We start from the raw sequence: 14,160 nt of genomic DNA on the forward strand, positions 1-14,160 counted from the left end.
CTCCGGTTCCCCCAGCCCGATTCAGGATTTACTGCTAATGACTCAGACTCTCAGCCAGCTTGAACACAACGGTGCATTCATTGAGCGCCATATCGGTCCTTCACCTGAGCAGCAGGCGCAGATGCTTGACGCGATTGGTTCCCGTTCGCTGGACGCGTTAATCAGCACGATTGTGCCGGCAGACATTCAGCTGCCAGGCCCGCCAGCGGTTGGCGAAGCCGCTACGGAACAGCAGGCTCTGGCCGAACTGAAAGCGATTGCCAGCCAGAATCTGCGTTACAAATCCTGGATCGGTATGGGATACAGCGCGGTGATCACCCCGCCGGTCATCCTGCGTAATATGCTGGAGAATCCGGGCTGGTACACCGCCTATACCCCGTATCAGCCCGAGGTCTCCCAGGGCCGTCTGGAAGCGCTGCTGAACTTCCAGCAGCTGACGCTGGACCTCACCGGCATGGATATTGCCTCCGCGTCACTGCTGGATGAAGCCACTGCTGCTGCCGAAGCGATGGCGATGGCAAAGCGCGTCAGTAAGCTCAAAAACGCCAATAAATTCTTTATTGCCGACGATATTCATCCGCAGACGCTGGATGTGGTCCGCACCCGTGCAGAGACATTTGGCTTCGAACTGATTATCGACAGCGCCGACAAAGCGCCCGATCACGACGACCTGTTTGGTGTGCTGCTGCAACAGGTGGGCACGACCGGCGACGCGCACGATTACAGCGCGCTGATTGCCGGACTGAAAGCCCGCAAAGTGGTGGTCAGCGTGGCGGCGGACTTTATGGCGCTGGTATTACTGGAAGCGCCAGGCAAACAGGGTGCAGACATTGTCTTTGGTTCCGCTCAGCGTTTCGGCGTGCCAATGGGCTACGGTGGCCCTCACGCGGCCTTTTTCGCCAGCCGCGATGAACATAAACGCTCTATGCCAGGTCGCATCATTGGTGTTTCACGTGATGCGGCGGGCAACACGGCGCTGCGTATGGCGATGCAGACCCGTGAACAACATATCCGCCGTGAAAAGGCCAACTCCAACATCTGTACGTCGCAGGTGCTGCTGGCAAACATCGCCGGTCTCTATGCGGTATTCCACGGCCCGGCGGGCCTGAAACGCATTGCCTCACGCATTCATCGCTTCACCAACATTCTGGCGGCGGGACTGCAACAGGGTGGCCTGAAGCTGCGCCATCAGCACTGGTTCGACACGCTGACGGTGGAAGTGGCGGATAAAGCCGCCGTGCTGAATCGCGCCCTGAGCTTTGGCGTTAACCTGCGCAGCGACATCCATAACGCCGTCGGCATCACGCTGGATGAAACCACCTGCCGCGACGATATTCTGGCGCTGTTCGCTATTCTGCTGGGTGATGAGCACGGCCAGGATCTGGAAAAGCTCGACAGCGAAGTCGCCGGCGAAAGCCGCGCGATTCCGGCTGGCCTGCAACGCCACAGCGAAATCCTGACCCATCCGGTGTTCAACCGTCATCACAGCGAAACCGAGATGATGCGTTACATGCACAGCCTGGAGAAAAAGGATCTCGCGCTGAATCAGGCGATGATCCCGCTGGGCTCCTGCACCATGAAACTCAACGCTGCTGCCGAAATGATCCCGATCACCTGGCCGGAATTTGCGGAGCTGCATCCGTTCTGCCCGGCGGAACAGGCGACCGGCTATCTGCAGATGATCGGCCAGCTGTCGCAGTGGCTGGTGCAGCTCACTGGCTATGACGCACTTTGTATGCAGCCGAACTCCGGCGCGCAGGGTGAATATGCCGGGCTGCTGGCGATCCGCCGCTATCACGAAAGCCGTGGCGAGGGCGATCGTCATCTCTGCCTGATCCCGAGTTCAGCGCACGGGACTAACCCGGCTTCCGCCCAGATGGCGGGCATGGACGTGGTGGTCGTGGCCTGCGATAAACAGGGCAACATCGACCTTGGCGACCTGCGGGAAAAAGCGGCGCAGGCGGGCGACAAGCTCTCCTGCATCATGGTGACTTATCCCTCCACCCACGGCGTCTATGAAGAGACCATCCGTGAAGTGTGCCAGATTGTGCATCAGTATGGCGGCCAGGTTTATCTGGATGGCGCGAACATGAATGCGCAGGTCGGCATCACCACGCCGGGCTATATCGGCGCGGATGTCTCGCACCTGAATCTGCATAAAACCTTCTGCATTCCGCACGGCGGCGGCGGCCCGGGTATGGGACCGATTGGCGTCAAAGCGCACCTGGCCCCGTTTGTGCCGGGACACAGCGTGGTACAGATCGACGGTGTGCTGACGCAGCAGGGTGCGGTCTCCGCAGCGCCGTTTGGCAGCGCCTCTATTTTGCCGATCAGCTGGATGTACATTCGTATGATGGGCGCCGAAGGGCTGAAACAGGCCAGCTCGGTCGCGATTCTGAATGCCAACTATATCGCCAGCCGCCTGCAGTCCGCCTATCCGGTGCTCTACACGGGCCGTGACGGCCGCGTGGCGCACGAATGTATTCTCGACATCCGTCCGCTGAAAGAGCAGACCGGTATCAGTGAGCTGGATATCGCTAAGCGCCTGATTGATTATGGCTTCCACGCGCCGACCATGTCCTTCCCGGTAGCGGGTACGCTGATGGTGGAACCAACCGAGTCCGAGAGCAAAATCGAACTGGATCGCTTTATCGACGCGATGCTGTCGATCCGCATGGAGATTGACCGTATCACGGCAGGTGAGTGGCCGCTCGACGACAACCCTCTGGTCAATGCGCCGCATACCCAGCTGGAAATCGTCAGTGAGTGGTCACATCCTTACAGCCGTGAACTGGCGGTCTTCCCGGCGGGCAGCCACAACAAATACTGGCCGACGGTAAAACGTCTGGATGATGTGTTTGGCGACCGCAATCTGTTCTGCTCATGCGTACCCATCAGCGACTATCAGTAAGCGCCCTGCAGGCAAACATTAACGTTTAAGGGGCGATTCGTCGGCCCTTTTTTCTGGAGAATCCGCATGAAAATGGCGCTGGTTACGGGTGGCAGCCGCGGTATCGGACGGGCCACGTCGCTGTTACTGGCAGCGCAGGGTTATCGTGTTGCGGTGAACTATCGTCAGCGTGAGGCCGAAGCGCAACAGCTGGTGGCGCAGATCCAGCAGCAGGGCGGTGAAGCCTTTGCTGTTCAGGCAGATATCAGTGATGAAGCCCAGGTGATGGCGATGTTTGCGCAACTCGACCAGCAGTCTGTGTCGCTGGCGTTGCTGGTGAACAACGCCGGGATTCTTTTTCAGCAGTGCCGCACCGAGCAACTGGATGCAGCGCGACTGCATAAAGTCTTTGCCACCAATGTTATCGGGACCTTTCTCTGCTGTCGTGAGGCGGTTAAGCGGATGGGCACCCATCATGGCGGTCAGGGCGGTGCGATTGTCAATGTCTCATCGGCCGCATCCCGTACTGGTGCGCCCGGCGAATATGTTGATTACGCCGCCTCAAAAGGGGCGATGGATACGCTGACGAAAGGTTTGTCGCTGGAAGTGGCGCAACAGGGGATTCGGGTTAATGGCGTACGTCCGGGATTTATCTATACAGAGATGCATGCCGATGGCGGCGAGCCGGGCAGGGTAGACAGGCTTGCCAGCGTGATCCCGATGGGACGTGGCGGTGAGGCAGAAGAGGTGGCGCAAGCGATCGTCTGGCTGGCCAGCGACGCGGCCTCTTACGTCACCGGCAGCATCATTGACGCTGCCGGTGGGCGTTAACGGGTTTCGTCTGAGCGAAGTAATGAATCAGAGGTTTTCGCCGTTGCTGGCGATAACCTGCTGATACCAGTCAAAGCTCTTCTTCTTCGCACGAGAAAAATCACCGCTGCCATCATCATTTTTATTCACATGAATAAAGCCGTAACGCTTGTCGTACTGACCGGTAGTGAACGAAACGCAATCCAGGCAGCCCCACGGCGTATAGCCCATTAAATCCACACCATCATATGCCACCGCTTTCTTCATCTCTTCGATGTGCGCACGCAGATAGTCGATGCGGTAATCATCTTCAATCAGCCCGTCGGCATTGGGCTTATCGATAGCACCAAAGCCGTTCTCTACAATGAACAGCGGCTTCTGGTAACGCTCGTACATCTCGTTCATGGCATAGCGCAGGCCCACCGGGTCGATCTGCCAGCCCCAGTCTGACGCTTTCACATGCGGGTTTTTCACCACACCTTCAAAGCCGGTAATCGGGTCGTCAACGCCGCTGGCATCGGTCTTCACGGCGTTGCTCATGTAGTAGCTGAAGCCGACATAGTCGGCGCAGCCCTGACGCAGTGTCTCGGCATCGTCCGCTTCCATCTGGATGTCATACCCTTTGCGCGCCCACTCTTTCAGGGTGTAGGCCGGGTAGTAGCCGCGCATTTGCACGTCACTGAACACATAGCGCTGATGCATCGACTCCTGCGCCAGCACGACATCGTCCGGGTGGCAGGAGAACGGATAAACCGGGACCATGGCAATCATGCAGCCAATCTGAAAGTCTGGATTGATATCGTGGCCGAGTTTGACCACTCTGGCGCTGGCAACAAACTGGTGATGCATCACCTGATACATCGCCTGCTCAGGCTTCTCGTGTTCGGTGAAGATCACGCCTGAACAGCAGTAACCAAACAGCGGATACTGCCAGTTACGCTGGTTGTTGATCTCGTTAAAGGTCATCCAGTATTTCACTTTGTTCTTATAGCGATTCATCACCACTTCGCTGAAGCGCACAAAGAAGTCGACCACTTTACGGTTATGCCAGCCGCCATACTCTTTGACCAGGTGATAAGGCATTTCGAAGTGCGAAAGGGTGATGACCGGTTCAATGCCATACTTCAGCAGTTCATCAAACAGATCGTCATAGAATTGCAGGCCCGCTTCGTTGGGCTGCTGCTCATCCCCGTTGGGGAAGATGCGGGTCCAGGCAATGGAGGTGCGGAAGCATTTGAAGCCCATCTCGGCAAACAGCGCGACATCCTGTTTGTAGTGGGAGTAAAACTCCACGCCTTTGTGGTTCGGATAGAAATGGCCAGGCTGCACGCCGTCGGTGATCACCCGGTCAACGCCATGCGAACCGCCGGTCAGCACGTCAGCAATGCTGACGCCTTTGCCGCCCTGATCCCAGCCGCCTTCAACCTGATGCGCTGCCACTGCGCCGCCCCAAAGAAAGCCTTTTGGTAACTGCAATTCTGCACTCATGCTTCACCCTATTGCGAATATTGAAATTGCGCTGAGTGTAGCAAGGAAATAATGAAAGTCACGATATAACAGCGCGCAGAAAATGGCGTTTGTTACATCTGAAAAACAGGCTGTTTTATTTCCCCAGCTGACGGCCTATAGCTTCAATAATATAGGTCACTGGCACCTGAGTCGTAATATCGGTGTTGTCCGCCATGCGGATAATCGGCACGTGATAGCAGAGGTTGAAGTCACCAATCTTCGCCAGTGAGCAGCTTTCCGTATTGGTTATCGCAATGATTTTGCACTTATTAATACTAAACTGGCTGGCAATGCGCAGGATCTCTTCGGTTTCGCCTGAGACCGATAAAATAATGGCAATATCATTTTCATAGAGATCGGGTGCGACAGGATAATAGGGATCGTCAATCGCATGACTGAATTTACCGAGGTTTGAGAAAAAACGCGCGCCATATTTTGCCAGGCTGCCGGAGGTGCCGACGCCAATAAAGAAAATTCGCTCCGCCTGATTAATCTTCTGCGCGGCCTGGGCAATAAGCTGTTCAAACTCCGGGTTATTTATACTCTTAAAAAAGCTCAGCATTTCGCTGACGCCGGCCGTGTTCAGCAGCGGCGCGCTCTGTTGTTCGCTTAAGCGCAGGCGGATGCGGAATTCCGACCAGCCTTCGCAATCCATCTTGCGGCAGAAACGTAGCACGGTAGTAGTAGAGACACCAGCCTGCGCAGCCAGCTCGCGGATCGTCATGTAGCTGACGCCTTCGCGGTGCTTAATGATGAACTGATAGACCTGCATTTCCAGATCGTTAAGACGAGCGAGATCGCGATGCGAAAACATGAATGACTCATAGAACAGTTGACCGGCGGTCAGTTTACCAGATTCAGCATCCGGTTTAACGGATAGCGAAATTCATCAGATAATTTTAGCGTACAGGTGTACACTGAAATCGCTATCATCCCGTCTGGAGAATATTATCACTGCAATTACGCTGTTCAGGACACACTTATGACCCCCACACTTTCTCACAAACAACGACACGCGGCGGACGAGTGGTTCGGCGAAGAAATTGCCAACAGTATCAGTCATGGTCTGGGCTGTCTCTTCGGCATCGTCGGACTGGTGCTGATGCTCAATCAGGCAACGGAGAGGCAGGCTGACACCGTCACTTTTATCAGTTATAGCCTCTATGGTGGCAGCATGATCCTGCTGTTTCTGGCCTCGACGCTTTATCACGCTATTCCGGCTGGCCCGGCCAGGCCCTGGCTGAAAAAGTTTGATCACTGCGCCATTTATCTGCTGATTGCCGGCACCTATACGCCGTTTCTGCTGGTCGGGCTGAGAACGCCGCTGGCGTATGGATTAATGGCGGTAATCTGGGGGCTGGCACTGACGGGTATTCTGTTCAAGCTCACGATTGCGCATCGCTTCAAAGCGCTGTCGCTGGTGACCTATCTTTGTATGGGGTGGTTGTCGCTGATTGTGGTTTATCAGCTGGCGATGATCCTGCCTGCGGGCTGCATCTGGTTGCTGGCCGCAGGCGGAATTATCTATTCGCTGGGCGTGATCTTCTACGTGGCGCGCCGCATTCCCTATAACCATGCCATCTGGCATTTGTTCGTGCTGGGCGGCAGTCTCTGCCACTTCTGCGCTATCTACTTTTATGTGCGCTGATCTGAATTGCAGCACTGGCCCTTCCCTTAACGGAAGGGCCATTTGGCGGAATCAGCTCTCATCCAGTGAGTAGGGCAGCGGCTGAATGGTCAGATGGCCGCCTTCATCACCTTCAACCCGCAGCACGCTATCCGGCTCCAGATCGTTATTCAGCACCACCTGAATCCAGCTGATGCCGTCATCTAATTGCAACGCAGCCAGCACGCTGCCGGTCCGACGCCAGCGATCACCCATCTGCAACTCCAGCGGGGCATTGGCTTCCGGCAGATGACTGGCCTGACCCGCCAGCCAGTAAAGCGCGCGTTTATTGGCACCGCGATATTTCGCCCTCGCGACCATCTCCTGACCGGCATAGCAGCCCTTTTTAAAGCTGATGGCATCCAGCGCCTGCAGGTTAGTGGCCTGGGGAATAAACTGCACGCTGGTGGCCGGATCGATCACCGGAATGCCCGCTTCAATCTCCAGCGCCAGCCACTGCTGACTGTCATTGAACTGTGCATCATCGTTGAGCTTCTGCTTCAGCGCTTCTGCCTGAGACAGCGAAGTGACAATCAGAAAACGCTCGGCCGGATGGGCAAACCATAGCAGCGTCGTTTCGCCCTGCTGTACCACCGGTTTCTCGCTGTCGGGCAGGCTATCAAACAGATTCGCCAGCGCAGCGCGCGCCTGAAAACCGGCAACGCCCAGCAGAACGGACTCATCGTCAGCCGCCATCGTCACTTTCGAAAACACGGCGTATTTCTTTAACTCAGTCAACTGGGTGTCGCGCAGTTCACGGCGGATCAAATAGGCATAGCCTTCGCCGCGATGGAACAGGCGCATATTGCTCCACATTTTGCCTTTGGCATCACAGTGTGCGGCGGGCGAATGGTGGTCTGCATCCAGCGCCGCGACATCCAGCGTTAACTGACCCTGCAGGTAAGCGGTGCTGTCGGCACCGGTAATGGAAACCAGCGCCCAGCTATCCAGTGACATCAGGGTTAGCGGCAGACGAGACGACGCGGCAGGCTGGCGCGGCGGTAAAGTAAATGTGGGCATGGAGATATCCTGTATAAGAAGGTTCATCCGGAATAATATCTTCAATGTTAAAAGAGCCGACTGGCAATGCAACCTGTTTACGGAAAACGGCGCACAAAAGGCGTGATAACCCTGAAAAAATCCAGCCTGAAATGTGGCAGGTTGCACAGCCTGCGACGCTGTGCCTGCGAGCCGCAGTAAACCAGGTTACACTAGCGGCCACGTTGAGAATTGTGGAAATTGATGCATGGATATTAATGATAAATCACGTATTCAGTGGGCCTGCCGTCGCGGCATGCTGGAGCTGGATGTGGCGATTATGCCGTTCTTCAAATTTGAGTATGACACGCTGAACGACACCGATAAGCAGGTCTTTGTTGCCCTGTTGAAGAGTGACGATCCCGATCTGTTTAACTGGCTGATGAACCACGGTGAGCCAGCCGATCCGGAGCTTAAGCGGATGGTAAAACTGATCCAGCAGCGTAACCATGATCGCGGCCCGGTGGCAATGTAAGCTGCGACCCTCTCGCCTGGCGTGCGGATGTCTGTGCGCCTGGCTGGTGGCTGCCGTTCCTGGTGTAATGCTGATGACGCTGCCTGTGAGCGGCTGGCTGATTAAAACGCCGGTTATTCTGCTGATGCTGGCTGAGGGCTGGCGCAGCGTTCGGCGATTAATTCAGCGGCACGGTACGTTACAGCGGGAAAGCGTTCATTGCTGGATCTGGCAGGGAAAACGCTGGCGGCCAACCCAGCCGCTGCGCTGGTTGCCGATTGGCGTGCTGCTGGTGGCAAAGAGCGAACAGGGTGCCACGCTGCGCTGGTGGCTGATGCGGGACAATATGCAGCCTGGCGAATGGCGGGCGTTGCGCGCCTGCTGTTTCAGCAAAGCGCGGCATTAACGGCAGCAGGCCAGGCAATCATCGTCTGCTGGCGCCTGGGTTCGACAACAGCAAACCAGCGCGCCTGACCGGTCAGAGTCGTGCAGCGGTTTCGGTCAGCACCTGCTCGCACCACTGCTCAACGCGCTCGTCGGTGACCTCGAACTGATTCACATCATCCAGCGCCAGACCTACAAACTGCGAGCCATCGGCACTCAGCGGTTTCGGGCTGGTGAACTCATAGCCCTCAAGCGGCCAGTAGCCGACAAAATGCACGCCCATTGGCTGCAGCAAATCGTGCAGCATGCCGAGCGCATCTAAAAACCACTCGCCATAGCCAATCTGATCGCCCATGCCATATAGCGCGACAATCTTGTTTTGCAGATTCAGTGCGGGCAACTGCGGCCAGATCGCCTCCCAGTCCTCCTGCAACTCACCGAAATCCCAGGTCGGGATGCCCATGATCAGCAAGTCGTACTGCTCCATCAGGCGCGGATCGTCATCTTTGACGTTATGCAGCGTCACTAACTCTTCGCCAATAAAATCGCGAATTTTTTCCGCTACGATTTCGGTGTAACAGGTACTGGAACCGTAAAAAAGACCGATTTTCATGCAGATAACACTCTGTAAATACTGACTTTGGCGCAATTGTACCAGAAGCACCGCTGAATCAGGCATAATGAGCATGATTTTACACCAGACGGCGGAGATAACGTGCAGGACAGCGATCTGACAGAACAGTTTCTTGATGCGCTCTGGATTGAACGCAATCTGGCGCAGAATACTCTCTCCTCTTATCGTCAGGATCTTCAGACGCTGACCGGCTGGCTGACGCATCACCAACTGACGCTGCTCAGCGTGACGCCGCTGGATCTGCAGCAGTTCCTGGCCGAACGGCTGGAGGGCGGCTACAAGGCGACCAGCTCAGCGCGGCTGCTCAGCGCGATGCGTCGCCTGTTCCAGTATCTTTATCGCGAAAAGCTGCGCCCGGACGATCCCAGCGCGCTGCTTTCTGCACCAAAACTGCCGCAGCGTCTGCCGAAAGATCTCAGTGAAGCCCAGGTTGAACGGCTATTGCAGGCACCGGATACCAACATCCCATTAGAGCTGCGCGACAAAGCGATGCTGGAAGTGCTCTATGCCACAGGCCTGCGCGTCTCTGAACTGACTGGACTGACGCTCAGCGACATCAGCCTGCGCCAGGGGGTTGTCAGGGTTATCGGTAAAGGGGATAAAGAGCGGCTTGTGCCGTTAGGTGAAGAAGCGGTTTACTGGCTGGAGCAATATATGGAACATGGTCGTCCGTGGCTGCTCAACGGGCAGACACTGGACGTGATGTTTCCCAGCAACCGGGCGCAGCAGATGACGCGCCAGACCTTCTGGCATCGCATTAAACACTACGCCACGCTGGCGGGCATCGACAGCGAAAAGTTATCGCCGCATGTGATGCGCCATGCCTTTGCGACCCATCTGCTGAACCACGGCGCGGATCTGCGTGTCGTACAGATGCTGCTGGGACATAGCGATCTCTCCACCACCCAGATTTATACGCACGTCGCCACTGAGCGCCTGCGTCATTTACATCAACAACACCATCCGCGAGCCTGATTCGCGGCCATAAGGATAAAAATGAACAAGCATTTTGCCATGCTGGCCCTGTTAGCCAGCGCCTTTTCCGGTCTGGCCCAGGCCGATGACAGCGCCATTCAGCAATCTCTTAAAAAGCTCGGTCTGAATCAGACGGAGATCAGCCCGTCACCGCTGCCGGGGTTTAAAACCGTGCTGTCTGAAAGCGGCGTGCTCTATGTTACCGATGACGGCAAACATATGATCCAGGGCCCGCTCTATGATGTCAGCGGCAAACAGCCAGTCAACGTCACCAATCAGCTGCTGGACAAAAAAGTCGAGGCGCTGGTGCCGGAGATGATCGTCTATAAAGCGCCAAAAGAGCAGCACGTGATCACGGTCTTCACCGATATCACCTGTGGCTACTGTCACAAGCTGCACGAGCAGATGGCGGACTACAATGCGCTGGGCATCACCGTGCGCTACCTGGCGTTTCCGCGTGAAGGACTGAATGGTCAGATCGAACCAGCGATGAAGGCGATCTGGTGCAGCGCTGACCGCAATAAAGCGTTCGACGAGGCGATGAAAGGCAATGCGCCGAAGATGGCCGCGCCGGACAGCTGCAAAATCGATATTGCCCAGCACTACAAACTGGGCGTGCTGTTTGGCATTCAGGGCACGCCTGCGATGCTGACTGACACCGGCATGATGATCCCGGGTTATCAGTCGCCGCAGGAGCTGAAGCAGGTGCTGGACAATCAGAAGCGTGGTGGTTAATCGGTGTTAAAACAGGAAGTGGAACTCCGTCGCCGTGAGGTGACGGTTGACGATGCGCTACCGGCCACGCTGCCGCCGCTGCTGAAAAGACTTTATCTGCAACGCGGCGTGTGTGACGCCGCGGAGCTGGAGCGCGGTGCGAAGAACCTGCTGCCCTATCAGTCCTTAAGCGGGATTGAGAGCGCCGTGGAGTTGCTGCATCAGGCGCTGCTGGATGGGCGTCGCATTATGGTGGTAGGCGACTTTGATGCCGATGGCGCAACCAGTACCGCACTGACGGTGATGGCGTTGCGCAGCATGGGTGGCAACAACGTGCAGTATCTGGTGCCTAACCGCTTTGAAGATGGTTATGGCCTCAGTCCGGAAGTGGTTGAGCAGGCGCGCGCACGCGGTGCTGCAATGATTCTGACGGTCGATAACGGCATCTCCTCTCATGCCGGTGTGGAGTGCGCACATCAGCACGGTATTCCGGTGCTGATTACCGACCACCACCTGCCGGGCGAAACCCTGCCGGCCGCTGAGGCGATCGTTAATCCCAATCTGCCGGACTGCAACTTTCCTTCACGCGCGCTGGCGGGCGTGGGCGTTGCGTTCTATCTGATGCTGGCGTTGCGCGCCCATCTGCGTACCCAGGGCTGGTTCGGCGCTACCCGCACTGAACCGAATCTGGCAGAGATGCTGGATCTGGTCGCGCTCGGCACGGTTGCTGATGTGGTGCCGCTCGACGTTAATAACCGCATTCTGGTGTGGCAGGGGCTCAGCCGCATCCGGGCCGGAAAATGTCGGCCAGGCATCCGGGCGCTGCTGGAAATTGCGAATCGCGATGCCCGTCAGCTGGCGGCCAGCGATCTCGGCTTTGCGCTGGGGCCACGGCTCAACGCCGCAGGCCGCCTCGACGATATGTCGGTGGGCGTGGCGCTGTTAATGACCGACGATCTTAGCCAGGCGCGCATGCTGGCCAGTGAGCTGGATGCGCTGAACCAGACGCGCAAAGAGATAGAGCAGGGCATGCAGAGTGAAGCGCTGGCGCTGTGTCAGGCGCTGGAGCGTGAACAGAGCGATCTGCCGCTGGGACTGGCCTTCTATCATCCCGAATGGCATCAGGGCGTGGTGGGCATTCTCGCCTCTCGTCTGAAAGAGCGTTTCCATCGTCCGGTCATTGCCTTTGCGCCCGCGGGCGACGGCACGTTGAAAGGCTCGGGCCGCTCGATTGCCGGTCTGCATCTGCGCGATGCGCTGGAGCGCCTGGACACGCTGAATCCCGGCCTGATGCTGAAGTTCGGTGGTCACGCCATGGCGGCCGGTTTATCACTGGAAACCGCACGCTACGAGGAGTTTCGTCAGCGCTTTGCCGACCTGGTCGGAGAGTGGCTGGATGGCGAAGCCCTGCAGGGCATCATCTGGTCTGATGGCGCGTTACAGCCGCAGGAGTTTTCGCTGCAGACCGCAGAGATGCTGCGCGAAGCCGGTCCCTGGGGCCAGGCGTTCCCGGAACCCGCGTTTGACGGCAAATTTAAGCTGCTGCAACAGCGTCTGGTGGGCGAGCGACATCTGAAAGTGATGGTTGAGCCGCTGGATGGTGGGCCGCTGATCGATGGTATCGCCTTTAATGTCGATACTACGCTGTGGCCCGACAGCAGTATTCGTCAGGTCGAACTGGCGTATAAGCTGGATATTAATGAGTATCGCGGTAACCGCTCAGTGCAGCTGATCATTGACCATATCTGGCCGCTGAACTGAGTTAAACAGGTCACGCGCGTCTCCGGCCACGGCAGAGGCGCGACAGCCTGATTATCCCCGGCGTTAACCTGCCGCGCGCGGGGATGCCACGTAAATGCGACACATCACGCAACCCCGGCATCCGCCCGCTGTCTCAGCGCTACAATCTGCCGCCAGTTTCGGGTAAACTTGTGCGTTAATTTTCCTGTCCCATCGAACATAAGAAAGACGCTAAAGCCATGTTTGAAATCAACCCGGTCAAAAACCGTATTCAGGACCTCAGTGAGCGCAGCGACGTTCTTCGGGGGTATCTTTGACTACGATGCCAAGAAAGAACGCCTCGAAGAAGTAAACGCCGAGCTGGAACAGCCCGATGTCTGGAACGAACCTGAGCGTGCTCAGGCGCTGGGCAAAGAGCGCGCCTCGCTGGAAGCGATCGTGCAGACGCTGGATCAGATGTCGCAGGGCCTGGAAGATGTGCAGGGTCTGCTTGAACTGGCGGTAGAAGCGGAAGACGAAGAGACTTTCGACGAAGCGGTTGCCGAGCTGGATGTCCTTGAGGGCAAGCTGGGCGAGCTGGAATTCCGCCGCATGTTCTCTGGCGAGTATGACAGCGCCGACTGCTACATCGATCTGCAGGCGGGTTCCGGCGGCACCGAAGCGCAGGACTGGGCCAGCATGCTGATGCGTATGTATCTGCGTTGGGCCGAAGCCAAAGGCTTCAAAACCGAAATTATCGAAGAGTCTGAAGGTGAAGTTGCAGGCATTAAATCTGTGACTATTCGCGTGTCAGGCGACTACGCCTTTGGCTGGTTACGTACCGAAACGGGCGTGCATCGCCTGGTGCGTAAGAGCCCGTTTGACTCCGGCGGTCGTCGTCACACCTCATTCAGCTCCGCCTTTATCTACCCGGAAGTGGATGACGATATTGATATCGACATCAACCCAGCCGATCTGCGCATTGACGTCTATCGTGCGTCAGGGGCGGGCGGCCAGCACGTTAACCGGACGGAATCTGCGGTACGTATTACCCATATTCCAACCGGTACCGTCACCCAGTGTCAGAATGACCGTTCTCAGCACAAGAACAAAGATCAGGCGATGAAGCAGATGAAAGCGAAGCTGTACGAGCTTGAGATGCAGAAGAAAAATGCTGAGAAACAGGCGCTGGAGGACAACAAGTCCGACATCGGCTGGGGAAGTCAGATCCGTTCTTACGTTCTCGATGATGCACGCATCAAAGATCTGCGCACCGGCGTAGAGACGCGTAACACCCAGGCGGTGCTGGACGGCGACCTGGATCGATTCATTGAAGCTAGTTTAAAAGCAGGGTTATAAGGAACCGA

Annotated in this window: 13 protein-coding genes; 9 read left to right on the forward strand and 4 right to left on the reverse strand. The window is 56.8% G+C overall.

Going from position 1 to position 14,160, the window contains the following annotated elements:
• The first annotated feature begins 37 nt into the window (after positions 1–37).
• Both gcvP and K6R05_RS03770 read left to right on the forward strand, forming a co-directional pair.
• Complete coding sequence (gene gcvP, locus K6R05_RS03765) at positions 38–2,911, forward strand: aminomethyl-transferring glycine dehydrogenase (RefSeq protein ID WP_222925013.1); 2,874 nt, start codon at positions 38–40, stop codon at positions 2,909–2,911.
• Between the two features lie 66 nt (positions 2,912–2,977).
• Positions 2,978–3,721, forward strand: coding sequence for an SDR family oxidoreductase (locus K6R05_RS03770; protein ID WP_222925014.1), 744 nt, complete (start codon positions 2,978–2,980; stop codon positions 3,719–3,721).
• Positions 3,722–3,748: 27 nt separating this feature from the next.
• On the opposite strand, the gene K6R05_RS03775 is transcribed toward K6R05_RS03770, so the two are convergent.
• Both K6R05_RS03775 and K6R05_RS03780 read right to left on the reverse strand, forming a co-directional pair.
• Entirely contained in the window at positions 3,749–5,188 is a 1,440-nt protein-coding gene (locus K6R05_RS03775; RefSeq protein WP_161732598.1) for a 6-phospho-beta-glucosidase, read from the reverse strand.
• A gap of 115 nt (positions 5,189–5,303) precedes the next feature.
• Positions 5,304–6,023: a MurR/RpiR family transcriptional regulator gene (locus tag K6R05_RS03780; RefSeq protein ID WP_222925015.1), complete on the reverse strand. Its 720-nt coding sequence runs from the start codon at positions 6,021–6,023 to the stop codon at positions 5,304–5,306.
• A gap of 168 nt (positions 6,024–6,191) precedes the next feature.
• Between K6R05_RS03780 and trhA the strand changes: the two genes are divergently transcribed.
• Positions 6,192–6,857, forward strand: coding sequence for a PAQR family membrane homeostasis protein TrhA (trhA, locus tag K6R05_RS03785; RefSeq protein WP_222925016.1), 666 nt, complete (start codon positions 6,192–6,194; stop codon positions 6,855–6,857).
• Between the two features lie 51 nt (positions 6,858–6,908).
• On the opposite strand, the gene ygfZ is transcribed toward trhA, so the two are convergent.
• Positions 6,909–7,895 carry a tRNA-modifying protein YgfZ gene (gene ygfZ, locus K6R05_RS03790; RefSeq protein ID WP_222925017.1) on the reverse strand — a complete coding sequence of 329 codons (987 nt, stop codon included), beginning with the start codon at positions 7,893–7,895 and terminating at the stop codon, positions 6,909–6,911.
• Between the two features lie 226 nt (positions 7,896–8,121).
• Between ygfZ and sdhE the strand changes: the two genes are divergently transcribed.
• Positions 8,122–8,388 carry an FAD assembly factor SdhE gene (gene sdhE, locus K6R05_RS03795; RefSeq protein WP_013358937.1) on the forward strand — a complete coding sequence of 89 codons (267 nt, stop codon included), beginning with the start codon at positions 8,122–8,124 and terminating at the stop codon, positions 8,386–8,388.
• Entirely contained in the window at positions 8,363–8,773 is a 411-nt protein-coding gene (locus tag K6R05_RS03800; RefSeq protein WP_222925018.1) for a protein YgfX, read from the forward strand. Before sdhE ends, K6R05_RS03800 begins: the two co-directional genes overlap by 26 nt.
• Before the next feature lie 72 nt (positions 8,774–8,845).
• Here K6R05_RS03800 and fldB read toward each other — a convergent pair whose 3' ends face one another.
• On the reverse strand, positions 8,846–9,364 hold the full coding sequence (fldB, locus tag K6R05_RS03805) for a flavodoxin FldB (protein WP_161732588.1): 519 nt from the start codon (positions 9,362–9,364) through the stop codon (positions 8,846–8,848).
• A gap of 102 nt (positions 9,365–9,466) precedes the next feature.
• Between fldB and xerD the strand changes: the two genes are divergently transcribed.
• The 4 genes from xerD to prfB all read left to right on the forward strand — a co-directional run bounded on the left by xerD (position 9,467) and on the right by prfB (position 14,152).
• Positions 9,467–10,360: a site-specific tyrosine recombinase XerD gene (gene xerD, locus K6R05_RS03810; RefSeq protein WP_222925019.1), complete on the forward strand. Its 894-nt coding sequence runs from the start codon at positions 9,467–9,469 to the stop codon at positions 10,358–10,360.
• A 21-nt stretch (positions 10,361–10,381) separates the two neighbouring features.
• Positions 10,382–11,095 (forward strand): bifunctional protein-disulfide isomerase/oxidoreductase DsbC, encoded by a 714-nt coding sequence (gene dsbC / locus K6R05_RS03815; protein WP_013358933.1) that lies wholly within the window; start codon positions 10,382–10,384, stop codon positions 11,093–11,095.
• A gap of 3 nt (positions 11,096–11,098) precedes the next feature.
• Complete coding sequence (gene recJ / locus K6R05_RS03820; RefSeq protein ID WP_222925020.1) at positions 11,099–12,835, forward strand: single-stranded-DNA-specific exonuclease RecJ; 1,737 nt, start codon at positions 11,099–11,101, stop codon at positions 12,833–12,835.
• A 218-nt stretch (positions 12,836–13,053) separates the two neighbouring features.
• Positions 13,054–14,152 (forward strand): peptide chain release factor 2 gene (gene prfB / locus K6R05_RS03825; RefSeq protein WP_161732580.1). Its coding sequence is split into 2 segments (ribosomal slippage): positions 13,054–13,128 and positions 13,130–14,152, totalling 1,098 coding nucleotides; the frame shifts between segments, so codons are not numbered across the junction.
• The last annotated feature ends 8 nt before the right edge of the window (positions 14,153–14,160 follow it).

The sequence above is a fragment of the Pantoea alfalfae genome (assembly GCF_019880205.1).
Lineage (GTDB): Bacteria > Pseudomonadota > Gammaproteobacteria > Enterobacterales > Enterobacteriaceae > Pantoea > Pantoea alfalfae.

Coding starts and splice junctions, on each gene's coding strand:
- gcvP (WP_222925013.1), top strand. CDS start 38: ATGACTCAGACTCTCAGCCAGCTTGAACACAACGGTGCATTCATTGAG.
- K6R05_RS03770 (WP_222925014.1), top strand. CDS start 2,978: ATGAAAATGGCGCTGGTTACGGGTGGCAGCCGCGGTATCGGACGGGCC.
- K6R05_RS03775 (WP_161732598.1), bottom strand. CDS start 5,188: ATGAGTGCAGAATTGCAGTTACCAAAAGGCTTTCTTTGGGGCGGCGCA.
- K6R05_RS03780 (WP_222925015.1), bottom strand. CDS start 6,023: ATGTTTTCGCATCGCGATCTCGCTCGTCTTAACGATCTGGAAATGCAG.
- trhA (WP_222925016.1), top strand. CDS start 6,192: ATGACCCCCACACTTTCTCACAAACAACGACACGCGGCGGACGAGTGG.
- ygfZ (WP_222925017.1), bottom strand. CDS start 7,895: ATGCCCACATTTACTTTACCGCCGCGCCAGCCTGCCGCGTCGTCTCGT.
- sdhE (WP_013358937.1), top strand. CDS start 8,122: ATGGATATTAATGATAAATCACGTATTCAGTGGGCCTGCCGTCGCGGC.
- K6R05_RS03800 (WP_222925018.1), top strand. CDS start 8,363: ATGATCGCGGCCCGGTGGCAATGTAAGCTGCGACCCTCTCGCCTGGCG.
- fldB (WP_161732588.1), bottom strand. CDS start 9,364: ATGAAAATCGGTCTTTTTTACGGTTCCAGTACCTGTTACACCGAAATC.
- dsbC (WP_013358933.1), top strand. CDS start 10,382: ATGAACAAGCATTTTGCCATGCTGGCCCTGTTAGCCAGCGCCTTTTCC.